Genomic DNA, 14,744 nt, shown 5'->3' on the forward strand with positions numbered 1-14,744 from the left:
CCGGGCCTCTTCATTCTGCGTCTCGGCATCGGCTGAGCGATCACGAAAGGACGACATGAACACTCCTCGACCTCACAGGGCGCGCTTCGCGACCTGCCTCTCTCAGGCTCCCGCCAAGAATCTCGTCGACGACGAATCCGGAGACGTGCCTGGCTGGGTGCTGGTGACACTGATGACGGCAGGCCTCGTGGTGCTGATCTGGGCGGTGGCCGGACCTGCGCTCAGTGCGCTGTTCGAGCAGGCCATCCAGCGTGTGTCGGGACTCTGAGGGGCTATCTCGATGCCGGTCACATCATCACGGCCCTCTTTTACGGACGACCGCGGATCGAGCCCGGTCGAGTTCGTGCTCGCGGGAACGCTGCTCACCCTGCTCACCCTTGCCGTTATGCAACTCGCGCTCGCCGTCTACGTCCGCAACGTCGTGCACGACGCGGCGGTCGACGGGGCCTATCACGCCGCTCTGGCGGACACGAGCACAGAGCAGGGAGCCGAGCGTGCACGGGAGGTCATCACCCGCGCGGTCGGCGAAACCTACGCCGAGGATGTGACTGTCGTCCGTTCGATGTCACTCGCTCAGCCGACGATCGAGGTTCGCATCCGCACCACACTTCCCGTGATCGGTCTCCTCGGTGTGCCGCTCGCACTGGAGGTGCAGGCGCATGCACCGGAGGAGTCGTTCGATGACGGATGACGACGGCTCGGCCGCCCTCGAGTTCATCGCCGTCGGCGTCATTCTGCTCGTGCCGCTCGTGTATCTGATCATCGCGCTGGGGGCTGTCCAGGAGCAGACGCTGGGTGTCGAGGCCGCCGCACGGCACACGGCACGGGCGATCGCCCTCGCGCCTGATGCCGGGACCGCGGCCATGCGGAGCGAGCAGGTGATCGCGAGCATCTCCGATCAGTACGGCCTCGATGCGGAATCCATCGAGGTGTCTGTGACCTGCGCACCCCTCGAGGTGGCATGTCCGTCGGCGGGCGCGACCGTGACCGTGACGGTCGCGACGTCGGTGTCCCTGCCCCTCGTGCCGACGATCTTCGGAGTGGACGAGGCTGCATCGATCGACGTCGAGGGGGCGGCGGTGCAGAAGATGTCCCGTCTGTGGGGTGACGGGTGAAGCAGGCGGGCGAGGACGGAAGCGTGCTGCTCCTGACCCTCGGCTATGCGCTGCTCGCAGTCGCCCTCATCTTCATGAGCGTGTGCGCGACGGACCTGTACATCTCGCAGAAGAGACTCGATGCGATCGCCGACGCGGCAGCGCTCGCCGGAGCGGACGGATTCACCCTGGCGCTCGACGGCGAGGCTGCACACGCGGATCTCACCGATCAGGGCGTCAGAGATCAGGTCGAGGCGCTGCTCGCAGCACTCCCGGCGGCGGTGACTCTGGAATCGGCGTCGAGCCCCGACGGCCGCTCCTCGCGGGTGACCGTCGCCACCACGTGGAGTCCGCCGCTCGCGTCGCTGTTCGTTCCGGACGGAGTGCGACTGGAGGCGACGGCGACGAGCCGCACGGCTCTGCGTTGATCGGGACGGACCGGCCCGTCGCGACATCGGCCCTTCGCGACACCGGCCCATCGCGACACCGTTCCTTCACGACACCGCTCCTTCAGGACACCGGTCCTTCGCGAGGTCGTCAATTCATCAGACGATCCCGCAGTCGACGCACCCGCCGTGGGAATCCATCCGGCACCTGCACGGGCAGCGCGTCGATCGGCCACCAGCGCACGTCCTCCGACTCGTCGCTCACGATCAGTGAAGTGTCATCTGAGACGACGACGGCGACCCCGATATCGAGGTGCGAGGCGCAGCGTCCGAAGGCCGAGGAGAGCGCGTGGTGGTCGAGGTCGTACACGAGAGGCTCGGCGAGGCCCGAGACGACCACTCCGGTCTCTTCACGCAGCTCACGGAGCGCGGCATCCGCAATCGACAGGTCGCCCGCCTCGAGATGTCCTCCAGGTTGCACCCAGAACTGCCCCTTGGCGTGGAACACGAGCAGGGTTCGAGTGAGTGTCGGATCGAACACGAGCGCGGATGCCGTGGCGTGGCGTGGACCGTCGTCACGGGAGACGGGGCCGTGGTCGTCGGGAAAGAAGCTCGCGAAGTCGACCTGGGCAGCGCGCTCGCGCTCGGAGGACACCGCGGCGCCCAGAACCAGGAGACGCACATCGGCGCCGAGGCCACCGGTCATGAAGGCTCCTCTCTCGTGCGGGGCACGAACCGGGGGATCCAGCGGATGAACCCGCCCGCGCCGACCAGACCGATCACGCCCATGGCCGCCGCCGCGATCGGCAGGGACGCGATCGCGACGATCGCCGAGACCAGCAGGGGAGCGACGGCTCCTCCGGCATCCGTCAGCGTGCGCCACGAGCCGAGGAACGCGGCAGGCTCGCTCTTCGGGGCGACGTCGGCGCCCAGCGTCAGCAGAATGCCGCTCGAGAGCCCGTTGCCGACCCCGAGCACGGCGGCGAACATGCCGAACCACAGCACGGCCGCATCCAGATCATGTGTGAAGGAGAGCGCGAGGAATCCCGCTCCCATCAGCACCATCGCCGGCATCGCCGCCCAGAGCCGTCCGAAACGGTCCATCACCTGGCCGCTCGCATAGAACAGCGCGAAGTCGATCGCACCCGAGATTCCGACCACCAGCGCGATCGTCGAGGCGTCGAGGCCGAGCGACAACCCCCACAGCGGCAGCACGACCTGCCGTGCAGACCGCACGGCCGACAGCGACGCGGCGGCGAGTCCCAGTCGGCCGAGTACGCTGCGCTGCTGCCACATGGTGCGGAAGATGCCCGCGCGCGCCGCCGTGGGAATCGAACCCGTGACAGGCTCGCCCGAATCATCCGCAAGCGCAGCGGTGCGCACCGCAGTCGTCGGCGCGATCGTCTTCTCAGGATCGGGGCCGAGAAGCACGAGCAGCACCATCACGACGAGGCAGCCCAGGAAGAACCAGATCGCTGCCGTCTCCGAACCGAACAGCTGCAGCAGACCCGCAGCGACGAACGGTCCGATGAAGATCCCGAGGCGGAAGCTGCCGCCGAGCAGCGAGAGGGCCCGCGCGCGGAAGGCGATCGGCACCCTCGTCGTCATGAAGGCATGACGTGCCAGACCGAAGGCGGCCGCGCAGAAGCCCAGGAGGAAGACGGATGCCGCGAGCACGCCGAGCGTGGGGGCGAAGACCATGCCCACGCCGGCACTGATCGCGATCACGCCCGCGATCACCATCGTGAAGCGTTCGCCGATGCGGCCCACAGCCCAGCCTGCGGGGAGGTTTCCGCAGAGCTGGCCGACCACGAGAGCGGAGGCCACGAGCGCGGCGAACGCGATGTCGGCGCCCATCCGCGCCGCGATCACCGGGATGAGCGGGATCACCGCGCCTTCCCCGAGCGAGAAGAGGACGGTCGGGAGGTACACCATCGGCCCGAACCGCCTCAGGACCGTGGATGCGCTGCTCACCCGTTTCACGCTACTCCCGTTCGAACGCCGTCCCCGCCCGCGCAGGCGGCACGTTAGGCTGGACGCGACATGCTCGAACTCGATCTCTCCGCCGACATCCAGGCCCTGCGACTCACCTACGGTGACATCCGCGAGGTCATCGATGTCGAGACCCTCCGCTCCGACATCGCGCGCCTCAGCGAGGAAGCCGGCGTGCCGGACCTCTGGGACGACCCCGAACGCGCCCAGAAGGTGACCAGCGCGCTGAGCCACCGGCAGTCGGCGCTCGCCAGGGTCGAGGGCATCGGTCGTCGACTCGACGACCTCGAAGTGCTGGTCGGGCTCGCGAACGAGATGGGCGATGAGGAATCCGCCGTCGAGGCTCGCGCCGAGCTCACCGCGCTCACCGAGATCATCAACCAGCTCGAGGTCCAGACGCTGATGGACGGCGAGTACGACGAGCGTTCCGCCATCGTCACGATCCGCTCGGGTGCCGGCGGCGACGATGCCACCGACTTCGCCGAGATGCTGATGCGCATGTACCTGCGCTGGGCCGAGCGTCACAAGTACCCCGTGAAGGTGCTCGACACCTCGTACGCCGAGGGGGCCGGCATCAAGTCGGCGACGTTCGAGATCGACGCGCCCTATGCGTTCGGCACGGTGTCCGTCGAGGCCGGAACGCACCGCCTCGCGCGCATCAGCCCGTTCGGCTCTGCCGACAAACGTCAGACGTCGTTCGCCGCGGTCGAGGTCATCCCTCTCATGGAGGAGGCGACCGAGGTCGACATCCCCGAGAACGACATCCGTGTCGACGTCTTCCGTTCGTCGGGCCCTGGCGGACAGTCGGTCAACACCACCGACTCCGCGGTGCGCCTGACCCACCTGCCGACCGGCATCGTGGTGTCGATGCAGAACGAGAAGTCGCAGATCCAGAACCGCGCCGCGGCCATGCGAGTGCTGCAGACCCGACTCCTGCTCCTGCAGAAGGAGGAGGAGGCCGCGAAGAAGAAGGAACTCGCCGGCAACATCACGGCGAGCTGGGGCGATCAGATGCGCTCCTACTTCCTCTACGGCCAGCAGCTCGTGAAGGACCTCCGCACCGGACACGAGTCGGGCAACCCGGCTGCCGTGTTCGACGGCGATCTCGACGGGTTCATCTCGGCCGGCATCCGCTGGCGCAAGCGCAAAGACGAGGACTGAGCGAAGGCTCACTCTCAGCGGGCGGCCTCTTCGAGGCGGCCCGCTTTTGTCGTCCCCCCTCGCGGTTCGTGTCCATGTCGGAGGCCGAACCCCGACGAGTGCGCGTGGCGACGGGCGGACATGGCCGGAGCTGAAGCGGGCCGGAGCCGAGATGGGCCCGTGCAGAAGTGGGCCGGGACGGAAGTGGGCCCGTGCCGGATGCCGAAGCATCGTGCACGGGCCCACCTGCGACGCGAACCGCCGGCGACCGCCGGACGGGTTCGCCTTGCGCTGTGTTCTAGCCGGCTGACGGGGTGACGGTGATGCGCGTGACCTCCTGCAGGACCTCGTCGGTGAAGATCACGTCGTAGGACTCGCTCTGCGCGACGTCGAAGGTGATCTTGCCGTCGACCGTGTCGCCGGGCTCGAGTTCTTCAGCCACGATCCCGTCGACGTAGTAGTCGTAGGTCCCTTCGACGCCTTCAGCGGTCTCGATGCCGAAGTTGAATGCGCTCAGGTAGCTCGTGCCCGAGACGCCGGTGAAGGTGACGTCGAGGATCACGTAACCGCCGTTGGTCGAGGGAATGCTCGAGCCGTCGCTCGTCGCCCACGTGGCCGAGTGGATCGTGACCTCGCTCGTGGCGGCCATCTGGTTGATCGGCACGGGGGAGCCCATCTCGCCCTCGACGACCTCGGGAGCTCCCGTGCCCTCTTCGTCGGTCCCGGGATCCTGTTCCGTTCCGGTGCCCGTGTCCGAATCGCTCGACGGCGGGGCCGTCGGCAGGTCGCGGACGGCCTCGGACACCGTCGCGAAGACGATGACGAAGAACATGACGATCGCGATGATCGCGCCGATCACCGACAGGATCAGGCCGGAGATGCCCGGCCACTTCTTGCCCTTGAGGAACAGCGAGATCAGCGAGACGATGAATCCGACGCCCAGCAGGAGCCATCCGAGCCAGAAGATCACGGGGATGCACGACAGGATGGTGCCGAGCGCTGCGAGCCCGAGCCCGACGAGGCCGAGGATCGAGGGCCCCGACGGAGCTGCCGGGGCCGTCGCTCCGTACGCGGGCGGGTAGCCCGTGGGAGCACCGTACTGCTGTCCTGCGGACGCATAGGGTGCGGCGCCGGGGTAGCTCGGCGCTGCGGCCCCCGGGTAGCCGGCGGTGACGGGGTACTCCTGGGGCTGCGCAGGAGCAGCGGCACCGGGGTACGAGGGCGCGCCCCCGCCATACGGCTGCACGGTGCCGTCGGCCGGCGCAGCGGCGCCCGGAGCGGTGAAGTCGGGTGCCTGCGCGCTGCCGGGTTCTTCAACGGGAGTCTCGGAGGCGGACCAGGAGGACTCGGACTCGGGAGCTGCGACCTCGTCCGCAGGCGCCTGCGCACCGGCATCGGAGTCGGAGGGTGCAGGGGCATTCCACGACTGGGTCTCGACCGCAGCGACGGATTCGATCGACGCGGCGGTCTCTGCGTCGGCCGCGGTCTCCGGGGAGCCTGCGGAGGAGGCGTCATGCGCGCTCTGGGCGGAACCGGAGTTCGTCGCCTCGTCGTCGGTCGAACCGGCGGTCGACGCATCCGCTGCGGGCTCCGTGGAGTCGACGATCGGAGCGAAGTGCTCGGTCCACTGGGTGCCGTCCCACCAGCGCTGGCGCCCGGATCCGTCGTCATACCAGCCTGCAGGCGTCGTCATGGTTCCCCCTCGGAGTATCGTCCACCCTGATGGCGTGGATCGCACCTCCATGTATAGCAGTGCGGTGTGACACGCAGGGGGCTCCCGCGGGGTGTCGCTCGCGAACAGATGAACGGGCGCGCTTAGGCTCGAACCGCCATGATTCGGTTCGAGAACGTCACGAAACGCTACCGCGGGACCTCACGGCCCGCTCTGTCCGATGTCGACTTCGAAGTGCAGCGAGGCGAGTTCGTCTTCCTCGTGGGCGCTTCAGGGTCGGGCAAGTCGTCCTGTCTGCGGCTGATCCTCCGAGAGGACGTGCCGACCACCGGTCGCGTCGCCGTGCTCGGACGCGACCTGCGTTCGCTGGCGAACCGCAAGGTGCCGTACTTCCGCCGCCACATCGGATCCGTGTTTCAGGACTTCCGACTGCTTCCGTCGAAGACCGTCTATCAGAACGTCGCCTTCACCCTGCAGGTGACGGGCTCGTCGCGCGGTTTCATCCAGCAGGCCGTCCCCGAGGCGCTCGCGCTGGTCGGGCTCGACGGCAAGCAGAAGAGAATGCCGCACGAGCTCTCCGGTGGAGAACAGCAGCGCGTCGCGATCGCTCGAGCGCTCGTCAACCGCCCCCAGGTGCTGCTCGCGGACGAGCCGACCGGAAACCTCGACCCGGCGACGTCGGTCGACATCATGCAGCTTCTCGCGAGGATCAACGCGGGCGGTACGACCGTGCTCATGGCGACGCACGAGGCGGGCTTCGTCGACCAGATGCAGCGCAGAGTGATCGAGCTCCGCGACGGCGAGATGGTGCGAGACGAAGTGCACGGCGGGTATGGCGACACATCCAACATCCCGCGCCTCGTCCCGGAGGAGGTGCGCGGTGCGGCAGCGGCAGCCGCCCTCACCGCGGTGCAGGAGGTGCAGCGCCAGACCGCCGACCTCTCGCTCGTCCGCGCTGCGCTCGCTGAGGAGCTCACCGCTCAGCGCAGGGCCGAGGGAGCATCCGCGGATGCCGTACCGACCGCATCCGAGACGCCGGAGGCGCAGGCCGCACCGATCGAGCCGCCCGTCGTCGAGGAGCAGCCCGTGGCCGTCCAGGCCCCTGTCGCGCCTCGGACGCATCCCATCGTGATGCCGCAGGTCGACGTCGCCGAGCTCGGCGTGGCCGATCGCCTCGGCCTGTCTGATGACGGTTCCGAAGAAGTGGGGCCGACGTCATGAGAATCGGACTCATCCTCACCGAGGCCCTCGGCGGCCTCCGACGGAACATCTCGATGGTCATCTCCGTCGTTCTCGTCACCTTCGTGTCGCTGACGTTCGTCGGCGCTGCGATCCTCATGCAGGCGCAGATCGGCACCATGCGCGGGTACTGGACCGAGCGGGCCCAGGTCGCCGTGTACATGTGCTCCGACATCTCCGAGCAGGACACCTGTGTCGACGGTGGTGCCTCGGAGGAGCAGGTGAACGCCGTGCGGGCCCAGCTCGAGGGCGAGGCGCTCGCCCCCCTCATCAGCGAGGTCACCTTCGACTCCAAGGAGGACACCTACGCCAAGCTCGTCGAGCAGCTCGGCGAGGACCAGGCGAGCGTCATCACCCCGGAGCAGGCGTTCGAGGTCTTCTTCGTCACCATGAAGGACCCCGGCCAGTCTCAGGTGATCTCCGAGGCGTTCAACGGCGTCGCCGGCGTCGAGCAGGTGCAGGACCAGTTGCAGTACCTCGAGCCGCTCTTCTCCGCGTTGACGGTCGCGACATACATCGCGGTGGGGATCGCCACGCTGATGCTGATCGCCGCCATCCTGCTGATCGGCACGACTATCAGACTCTCCGCCTACGCCAGGCGCAAGGAGATCGGGATCATGCGTCTGGTGGGTGCATCCAACCGCTTCATCCAGACGCCGTTCGTGCTGGAGGGCGTGTTCGCCGCGTTCCTCGGCTCGGCCCTCGCGAGCGCGGCGGTCGTCGCCGGGGTGCATTTCGGTGTCGACGGCTACCTTCGAGGACGCGTGCCGTTCATCACGACGTGGGTGTCGATGCAGGATGCCGTCGTCGTCGTCCCCGTGCTGATCGGGATCGGTGTCGTGCTGGCCGCGCTCTCGGCGGGCTTCGCGATCCGGCGCTGGCTTCGCACGTGAGCGGCTCGCCGGTATAGACTGACAGGCTGTCGTGCGCCCGACTCGGGCTCTGGAACACTGCGCGACACGGATCAGGAGAGAATCATGCCCAGGGAACGCGGGGAGAAGGTCATCGCGACCAATCGTCGCGCACGTCACGACTACAACATCGAGAAGTCGTACGAGGCGGGGATGGTGCTCACCGGCACCGAGGTCAAGTCGTTGCGTCAGGGACGCGCGAACCTCAGCGACGGGTATGCGTTCGTCAAGGGGAACGAGGTCTTCCTCGATTCCGTGCACATTCCGGAGTACTCGCAGGGGCACTGGACCAACCACTCCGCCAAGCGCGTCCGCAAGCTGCTGCTGCACCGCGAGGAGATCGCGAAGCTGCAGCATGCGGTGTCTGCCGGCGGCTACACGCTGATCCCGCTGAAGCTGTACTTCTCGGACGGTCGGGCCAAGGTCGAGATCGCCCTCGCCAAGGGCAAGAAGGAATACGACAAGCGTCAGACGCTGCGTGAGCGTCAGGACACCCGCGAGGCCGACCGCGCCATGCGCCTGCGCAACCGCGTCGGGGAGTGATCAGCGCGCGGGCGTGAAGCCGAACACGCGTCCGAGAAAGCCGAGCTCCCTCTCGAGTGCGTCGATGATGGTCTCGCTCGCACGGAAGCCGTGGCCCTCACCCGGGTAGAGCAAGTACTCGTGCTCGACGCCTCGCTGCGCCAGAGCGTCGCGGATCGCTTCGGACTGCGACGGCGGCACGACACGGTCCTCCGCTCCCTGCATGAGCAGCACGGGCACGCCGATCCGATCGGCGTGCGTCAGGGGAGAACGATCGACGTAGAGCGCCTCGGCCTCGGGCAGCGGTCCCACCAGGCCCTCGACGTAGTGCGCCTCGAAGTCGTGCGAGTGCTCGGTCAGCATCCGCAGATCGGCCACGCCGTATCGGCTGATGCCCGCGGCGAACGTGCCGCCCCGCACCAGCGACGAGAGCACCGTCCAGCCGCCGGCCGAACCCCCTCGGATCGCGATGCGGTCGGGATCGGCGAGCCCGGCCTCGGCGAGGCCGCGCGCCGCGGCGATCACATCGTCGACGTCGACCACGCCCCATCCGCCGTCGAGTCGTTCTCGGTAGGCGCGCCCGTATCCCGTCGATCCGCCGTAGTTGACGTCGAGCACGCCGATGCCGCGGCTGGTCCAGAACGCGATGGCCGCGGACGAGGCGCCCGTCACATGGGCGGTCGGGCCGCCGTGCACGAGCACGAGGTAGGGCGGGAGCTCGTCGTCTGCGGCTGAAACCGACGGATTCACGGGCTCGTAGACGAAAGCATGGACAGGGCCGTGAGCGCCATCGACCAGGATCTCTGATGCTGCGGGCATCCACGTCGGGTCCGCCGGCGTCGCTCCCGCGACCACCTCTATGTCGCCGGAGTCGACGTCGACGCACCAGACACCTGGCGCGGTCGTCGAGCTGTTGCCGGAGAGGAGCACTCGGGTGCCTGCGACATCGTCGATGCTGACATGGCCGTCGGCGGCAACGGGGATGCGGTGGGCACCGCCGTCCCGCTCGATGACGTCCACCTCGTCGCGTCCGTTCGTGCGCACCGCCACGATGCGACCGTCGGCGAGCGGTCGATACCAGCGATTGCCGAGCACCCAGAGTCCGTATCCCGTGTCGGCGTCCGTGTCGTCGATCCGCTCTGCGGGACCGACCGCCTCGCGGCCGTCGACGCGCTGTCGGTGCAGCGCCCAGCGACCGGAGGGGTCATCCGAGTACAGGATCTCGCCGTCGTCCGTCCACTCCGGCTGGAGGGCGGCTCGCGTGGGCAGCTCCGTCCGGCCGGTGCCGTCGGAGAGCACCAGCGACGCGTCCTGCCACGGCATGCGTTCGCCCGACCATTCGACCCACGCGGCGCGAGTCCCGTCGGGAGACAGCGCAGGATGCGCGTAGAACGACTCTCCCTCCACGAGCACCTTCAGCAGCGTCGGATCGTCGGAGGCCGACCCGTCTGTCGGGATCTCGACGATGCCGCGCTGGTGCGGGGCGACCGAGAGGTCCTCCCGCACCGCGAACAGTCGCCCGTTCTGCAGGCGCAGGCCGCCATGTGCCGGCCCCGCGGGAGTCAGGGGCATCGGGGCGCCACCGCGGGGCATCCGATGCACACGCTGATCCTTGGCCTCGACGAAGAACAGTGTCCCCTCGGCATCCGCCGTCCACGCCCCTCCGCCGTACTCGTGCACGCGCGACCGTGCACTCCAGGGCGCGGGGAGGATCTCGGCGCCGCTGGAACTTCGTACCGTCAGGCGACCGCCCTCGGCAGGCACCGACTCGCCCCACCAGATGTCATCGCCGACGAAGGCGGCGCCGTCGATCCTCGGAGACGACGCGGCGATCCGGTCGGGAGTGAACGGAGAGGGCCAGGTACCGAACGGCGACGACATGGTTCGAGCCTATGGCGCACCGGCTCACGGCGTCACACAGGGTGGGTTTCGGGCCAGGCGACGAGGTCTCCGAGAATGCACGATTCCGGAGGCTCGTGTGCGGAGAGGGTCAGACGGAGCGGAGCACCGCGACGATCTTGCCGAGCACGACGGCCTCGTCGCCGAGGATCGGCTCGAAAGCGGAGTTCCGAGGCAGCAGCCACGTGTGGCCGTCTCGTCGCCGGAGTACCTTGACGGTGGCCTCGCCGTCGAGCATGGCGGCCACGATCTCACCGTTCTCTGCGCTGTTCTGCGAACGGACGACGACCCAGTCGCCATCGCAGATCGCGGCGTCGATCATCGACTCGCCCGACACCTTGAGCATGAACAGGTCGCCCTTGCCGACGAGCTGACGGGGGAGCGGGAAGATCTCCTCGACCTGCTGGTCGGCGGTGATCGGAACGCCGGCGGCGATGCGCCCGACGAGGGGAACCAGTGCGGCGTCTCCGACGGGCGTCGCCACATCGGCAGGGTTCTCACCGCTCGCGCCGGGGAGGTCGATGAGCACCTCCATCGCGCGGGTCTTTCCCGGATCGCGGCGCAGATATCCGCTGAGCTCGAGCTGACCCAGCTGATGAGTCACGCTGGACAGCGACTTGAGTCCGACGGCGTCGCCGATTTCGCGCATGCTCGGCGGGTAGCCGTAGTGACTGATCGACGTCTGGATGACCTCGAGGATCGCCATCTGCTTCGGGCTCAGGCTCTTCCGGCGACGAGTGCGCGGGGCGTCGGCCTCGGGGGCGGAGTTGTCGCTCATGGTGCTCCTCAGGTGTGCGATCCGGCGTCTCAGTTTGAATGTCGGAGGCCCGTGATGGGGTGTTCCTATCGAAACCGTATCCGAGAAACGCGACGATGTGGAAGATCTGTTCGAGCGTGTCGGCCGATTCTCGCACTTCTGTTTCGAAGAACGCTTGACAGATGTTCGAATTCGAAGATAACTTCGGTACGTAGCTTCGCATCCCCGGCTCCCGGCCGAGGCGTGGATGCGAACGCTACGCCAACTTCACCGCCCACGCGGTAGATGCAGAGGAGCACGACATGAGCACCATCACCTTCAGCAGTGCAGCAGTCCTTCCGGCTCGTCCGGCGACGCGGCTCCGGCTGACGGCGCGTGGTCGACGCGTCGTGCTCGCCGTCGCAGCGGTGCCCCTCGCCGTCGGAATCGCCTTCGCGGCGATCAGCGGCGGCAGCGCGATGGCCTCGGGTGAGCAGACGGCGACGGCGACGTTCGCGACCGTGACCGTGATGCCGGGCGACACTCTCTGGTCGATCGCAGAGGGCATCGCGCCCGAGGCCGATCCGCGCGACGTGATCGGCGACATCACACGGCTGAACCTGCTGCGCGGCGGGGAGCTGCAGATCGGTCAGGAGCTGGCGATTCCGGCGCAGTATTCGGAGTGAGCCCGACTCCGCCCGATTCGTGGAGCGAGGCGGGGGAGTTCCCGTTCACACTCGGTCTCGACGGGCATTCATGGGGCGAACGCGGCCTACCATGGGAAGGGTGACTGCATCACTCGACGACCTGCCACTTCGCGACGACCTCCGGGGGCTCACGCCGTACGGAGCGCCTCAAGCGCCTCTCCCGATCGCACTGAACGTCAACGAGAACACGCATCCGGTTCCGGACGCCGTGGCCAGCGACATCCTCGATGACATCGCGGTCGCGCTCCGAGACGTCAACCGCTACCCGGATCGCGAGTTCACCACGCTGCGCGAGGGGTTCGCCGAGTACCTCGGCCACGGTCTCGAGGCGGATCAGATCTGGGCGGGCAACGGGTCGAATGAGGTCCTTCAGCACATCCTGCAGGCATTCGGGGGGCCGGGTCGTACGGCGTTCAGCTTCAGCCCGACCTACTCGATGTACCCGCTGATCTCGAAGGGGACCGGGGCGCGGTGGGTCGCCGGCGCCAGGCAGCCCGACTATACGATCACGCCCGAAGAGGCGGCGGCCCAGGTCAGGGATGTCGACCCCGATGTCATCCTCCTGTGCTCCCCGAACAACCCGACGGGCACACCGCTCGGTCTTGACGTGGTCGAAGCGGTCTACGAGGCATCGACGGGGATCGTGGTCGTCGACGAGGCCTACCAGGAGTTCGCGCCGCGCGAGGCGGCCTCCGCCCTGACACTGCTCGACGGACGCCCTCGGCTCGCCGTGTCTCGCACCATGAGCAAGGCCTTCGCGTTCGCGGGTGCTCGCGTGGGCTACCTCGCCGCCGATCCCGCCTTCATCGACGCCCTGAGGCTCGTGCGTCTGCCGTACCACCTCAGCGCTCTCACTCAGGCGGCGGCGGTGGCCGCACTGCGCAACTCCGACGTGATGCTGGGCATGGTCGAGGAGATCGTCGAGCAGCGGGATCGCATCTCGGCGACGCTCGAGGCCCTCGGCTACACGCCGCACGAGTCGTGGTCGAACTTCGTCCTCTTCGGGGGCGTGGCAGAGCCTCAGAAGATCTGGCAGCAGCTGTACGACCGGGGAGTGCTGATACGCGACGTCGGGATCCCCGGACACCTCCGCGTCACCGCAGGCACCGAGGCGGAGACCACCGCGTTCCTCGATGCCCTCGCCTCGATAGGATCGGCTTCATGAGCACCCCCGCCCAGATCTCCCGCACCGCCACGCGTGTGCGCAGCACGTCGGAGTCCACCGTCGAGCTCGAGCTGAACCTCGACGGCACCGGTGCGAGCCGCATCGACACGTCGGTGCCGTTCTTCGACCACATGCTGACGGCGTTCGCGAAGCACTCTCTCACCGACCTCACCGTGCGCGCATCCGGAGACACGCAGATCGACGCCCACCACACCGTCGAAGACATCTCCATCGTGCTCGGTCAGGCGATCCGCGAGGCGCTCGGCGACAAGTCCGGGATCTCCCGCTACGGCGACGCGCTGGTCCCGCTCGACGAGGCGCTCGCCCAGGCCGTCGTCGACATCTCGGGGCGCCCCTACCTGGTTCACACGGGAGAGCCCGCCGGTTTCGAGCACCACCTCATCGGGGGCCACTTCACCGGGTCGCTGGTGCGCCACTCCTTCGAGGCGATCACGTTCAACGCCGGGCTGACGGTGCACGTGCGCGTCCTCGGTGGCCGTGACCCCCACCACATCGCTGAGGCCGAGTTCAAGGCGTTCGCTCGAGCATTCCGCCAGGCCAAAGCGCTCGACCCCCTGGTCGACGGCATCCCGTCGACGAAGGGTGCGCTGTGAGCTCGGCACCCAGGGTCGCCGTCTTCGACTACGAATCGGGCAACGTCCACTCGGCGGTGAAGGCTCTCGTCGCGGCGGGTGCGGACGCCGTGCTGACGCGCGATCGCAAAGAGGCGCTCGAGGCCGACGGTCTCGTGGTGCCCGGCGTCGGCGCGTTCCAAGCCGTCCGAGACGCGCTCTACGCGCACGGCGGCGACGAGATCATCGACCGTCGCCTCGCAGGCGGACGCCCCGTCCTCGGCATCTGCGTCGGGATGCAGGTTCTCTTCGCACACGGCGTCGAACGCGGGCATGATGCCGAGGGCCTCGGCGAGTGGCCCGGAGCGGTCACCGAACTCAACGCGCCCGTGCTTCCGCACATGGGGTGGAACACCGTCGAGCCGGGCGCCGACTCCGTGCTGTTCAAAGGCATCGAGAACGAGCGCTTCTACTTCGTGCACTCGTACGCCGCGCAGTCGTGGGAGCTCGATGTCATCCCGCCGTTCCCACAGCCCGTGCTCACCTGGTCGACCTACGGAGACCCGTTCCTCGCCGCCGTCGAGAACGGACCGCTCTCGGCGACGCAGTTCCACCCGGAGAAGTCGGGAGAGGCAGGAATCCAGCTGCTCCGCAACTGGGTCGACAGCCTCCGGTCGTGACGAGCGATACCGGGCGCCCCGGATCGAGA

General features: G+C 68.1%; 17 protein-coding genes. 12 read left to right on the forward strand and 5 right to left on the reverse strand.

Going from position 1 to position 14,744, the window contains the following annotated elements:
• Positions 1-55: 55 nt before the first annotated feature.
• The 4 genes from RU09_RS00340 to RU09_RS00355 are packed head-to-tail and all read left to right on the forward strand — an operon-like array spanning position 56 to position 1,522.
• Positions 56-268, forward strand: a complete 213-nt coding sequence (locus RU09_RS00340; RefSeq protein WP_042536522.1) for a hypothetical protein — start codon at positions 56-58, stop codon at positions 266-268.
• Between the two features lie 12 nt (positions 269-280).
• A complete protein-coding gene (locus RU09_RS00345; protein WP_042536523.1) occupies positions 281-691 on the forward strand; it encodes a TadE/TadG family type IV pilus assembly protein in 411 nt (136 codons plus the stop codon).
• Entirely contained in the window at positions 681-1,115 is a 435-nt protein-coding gene (locus RU09_RS00350) for a TadE family protein (protein WP_231567438.1), read from the forward strand. The genes RU09_RS00345 and RU09_RS00350 overlap by 11 nt, the downstream gene beginning before the upstream one ends.
• A 23-nt stretch (positions 1,116-1,138) precedes the next feature.
• Positions 1,139-1,522: a hypothetical protein gene (locus tag RU09_RS00355; RefSeq protein WP_331451818.1), complete on the forward strand. Its 384-nt coding sequence runs from the start codon at positions 1,139-1,141 to the stop codon at positions 1,520-1,522.
• A 109-nt stretch (positions 1,523-1,631) separates the two neighbouring features.
• Here RU09_RS00355 and RU09_RS00360 read toward each other — a convergent pair whose 3' ends face one another.
• Together RU09_RS00360 and RU09_RS00365 are read right to left on the reverse strand one after the other, a co-directional pair.
• Positions 1,632-2,186 (reverse strand): NUDIX hydrolase, encoded by a 555-nt coding sequence (locus tag RU09_RS00360; protein ID WP_042536526.1) that lies wholly within the window; start codon positions 2,184-2,186, stop codon positions 1,632-1,634.
• Positions 2,183-3,415 (reverse strand): MFS transporter, encoded by a 1,233-nt coding sequence (locus RU09_RS00365; protein ID WP_042536527.1) that lies wholly within the window; start codon positions 3,413-3,415, stop codon positions 2,183-2,185. Before RU09_RS00365 ends, RU09_RS00360 begins: the two co-directional genes overlap by 4 nt.
• 108 nt (positions 3,416-3,523) lie before the next feature.
• Between RU09_RS00365 and prfB the strand changes: the two genes are divergently transcribed.
• On the forward strand, positions 3,524-4,633 hold the full coding sequence (prfB, locus tag RU09_RS00370) for a peptide chain release factor 2 (protein WP_042536528.1): 1,110 nt from the start codon (positions 3,524-3,526) through the stop codon (positions 4,631-4,633).
• A 277-nt stretch (positions 4,634-4,910) separates the two neighbouring features.
• Here the strand turns inward: prfB and RU09_RS18405 are convergent, their stop codons facing one another.
• Complete coding sequence (locus tag RU09_RS18405; protein ID WP_052492798.1) at positions 4,911-6,305, reverse strand: DUF2510 domain-containing protein; 1,395 nt, start codon at positions 6,303-6,305, stop codon at positions 4,911-4,913.
• Between the two features lie 138 nt (positions 6,306-6,443).
• Between RU09_RS18405 and ftsE the strand changes: the two genes are divergently transcribed.
• The 3 genes from ftsE (at position 6,444) to smpB (ending at position 8,977) form a co-directional block, all read left to right on the forward strand.
• Positions 6,444-7,505 carry a cell division ATP-binding protein FtsE gene (ftsE, locus tag RU09_RS00380; protein WP_042536529.1) on the forward strand — a complete coding sequence of 354 codons (1,062 nt, stop codon included), beginning with the start codon at positions 6,444-6,446 and terminating at the stop codon, positions 7,503-7,505.
• Complete coding sequence (gene ftsX, locus RU09_RS00385; protein WP_042536530.1) at positions 7,502-8,416, forward strand: permease-like cell division protein FtsX; 915 nt, start codon at positions 7,502-7,504, stop codon at positions 8,414-8,416. Before ftsE ends, ftsX begins: the two co-directional genes overlap by 4 nt.
• 84 nt (positions 8,417-8,500) lie before the next feature.
• The gene (smpB, locus tag RU09_RS00390; protein ID WP_042536531.1) at positions 8,501-8,977 is read left to right on the forward strand and encodes an SsrA-binding protein SmpB; all 477 of its coding nucleotides are present in this window, start codon (positions 8,501-8,503) and stop codon (positions 8,975-8,977) included.
• Here smpB and RU09_RS00395 read toward each other — a convergent pair whose 3' ends face one another.
• Entirely contained in the window at positions 8,978-10,837 is a 1,860-nt protein-coding gene (locus RU09_RS00395) for a S9 family peptidase (protein WP_042536532.1), read from the reverse strand. It lies immediately after the preceding gene.
• Between the two features lie 109 nt (positions 10,838-10,946).
• A complete protein-coding gene (gene lexA / locus RU09_RS00400; protein WP_042536533.1) occupies positions 10,947-11,633 on the reverse strand; it encodes a transcriptional repressor LexA in 687 nt (228 codons plus the stop codon).
• Positions 11,634-11,914: 281 nt separating this feature from the next.
• Between lexA and RU09_RS00405 the strand changes: the two genes are divergently transcribed.
• The 4 genes from RU09_RS00405 to hisH all read left to right on the forward strand — a co-directional run bounded on the left by RU09_RS00405 (position 11,915) and on the right by hisH (position 14,715).
• Complete coding sequence (locus RU09_RS00405; protein ID WP_042536534.1) at positions 11,915-12,277, forward strand: LysM peptidoglycan-binding domain-containing protein; 363 nt, start codon at positions 11,915-11,917, stop codon at positions 12,275-12,277.
• Between the two features lie 91 nt (positions 12,278-12,368).
• The gene (locus tag RU09_RS00410) at positions 12,369-13,463 is read left to right on the forward strand and encodes a histidinol-phosphate transaminase (protein WP_194285945.1); all 1,095 of its coding nucleotides are present in this window, start codon (positions 12,369-12,371) and stop codon (positions 13,461-13,463) included.
• Entirely contained in the window at positions 13,460-14,077 is a 618-nt protein-coding gene (hisB, locus tag RU09_RS00415) for an imidazoleglycerol-phosphate dehydratase HisB (RefSeq protein ID WP_042536536.1), read from the forward strand. The genes RU09_RS00410 and hisB overlap by 4 nt, the downstream gene beginning before the upstream one ends.
• Positions 14,074-14,715, forward strand: a complete 642-nt coding sequence (gene hisH / locus RU09_RS00420; protein WP_042536537.1) for an imidazole glycerol phosphate synthase subunit HisH — start codon at positions 14,074-14,076, stop codon at positions 14,713-14,715. The genes hisB and hisH overlap by 4 nt, the downstream gene beginning before the upstream one ends.
• Positions 14,716-14,744: the final 29 nt, after the last annotated feature.

The sequence above is a fragment of the Microbacterium sp. MEJ108Y genome, from assembly GCF_000834175.1.
In the GTDB taxonomy this organism is placed as follows: Bacteria; Actinomycetota; Actinomycetes; order Actinomycetales; family Microbacteriaceae; genus Microbacterium; species Microbacterium forte.

Coding starts and splice junctions, on each gene's coding strand:
- RU09_RS00340 (WP_042536522.1), top strand. CDS start 56: ATGAACACTCCTCGACCTCACAGGGCGCGCTTCGCGACCTGCCTCTCT.
- RU09_RS00345 (WP_042536523.1), top strand. CDS start 281: ATGCCGGTCACATCATCACGGCCCTCTTTTACGGACGACCGCGGATCG.
- RU09_RS00350 (WP_231567438.1), top strand. CDS start 681: ATGACGGATGACGACGGCTCGGCCGCCCTCGAGTTCATCGCCGTCGGC.
- RU09_RS00360 (WP_042536526.1), bottom strand. CDS start 2,186: ATGACCGGTGGCCTCGGCGCCGATGTGCGTCTCCTGGTTCTGGGCGCC.
- RU09_RS00365 (WP_042536527.1), bottom strand. CDS start 3,415: ATGGTGTACCTCCCGACCGTCCTCTTCTCGCTCGGGGAAGGCGCGGTG.
- prfB (WP_042536528.1), top strand. CDS start 3,524: ATGCTCGAACTCGATCTCTCCGCCGACATCCAGGCCCTGCGACTCACC.
- RU09_RS18405 (WP_052492798.1), bottom strand. CDS start 6,305: ATGACGACGCCTGCAGGCTGGTATGACGACGGATCCGGGCGCCAGCGC.
- ftsE (WP_042536529.1), top strand. CDS start 6,444: ATGATTCGGTTCGAGAACGTCACGAAACGCTACCGCGGGACCTCACGG.
- ftsX (WP_042536530.1), top strand. CDS start 7,502: ATGAGAATCGGACTCATCCTCACCGAGGCCCTCGGCGGCCTCCGACGG.
- smpB (WP_042536531.1), top strand. CDS start 8,501: ATGCCCAGGGAACGCGGGGAGAAGGTCATCGCGACCAATCGTCGCGCA.
- RU09_RS00395 (WP_042536532.1), bottom strand. CDS start 10,837: ATGTCGTCGCCGTTCGGTACCTGGCCCTCTCCGTTCACTCCCGACCGG.
- lexA (WP_042536533.1), bottom strand. CDS start 11,633: ATGAGCGACAACTCCGCCCCCGAGGCCGACGCCCCGCGCACTCGTCGC.
- RU09_RS00405 (WP_042536534.1), top strand. CDS start 11,915: ATGAGCACCATCACCTTCAGCAGTGCAGCAGTCCTTCCGGCTCGTCCG.
- RU09_RS00410 (WP_194285945.1), top strand. CDS start 12,369: ATGGGAAGGGTGACTGCATCACTCGACGACCTGCCACTTCGCGACGAC.
- hisB (WP_042536536.1), top strand. CDS start 13,460: ATGAGCACCCCCGCCCAGATCTCCCGCACCGCCACGCGTGTGCGCAGC.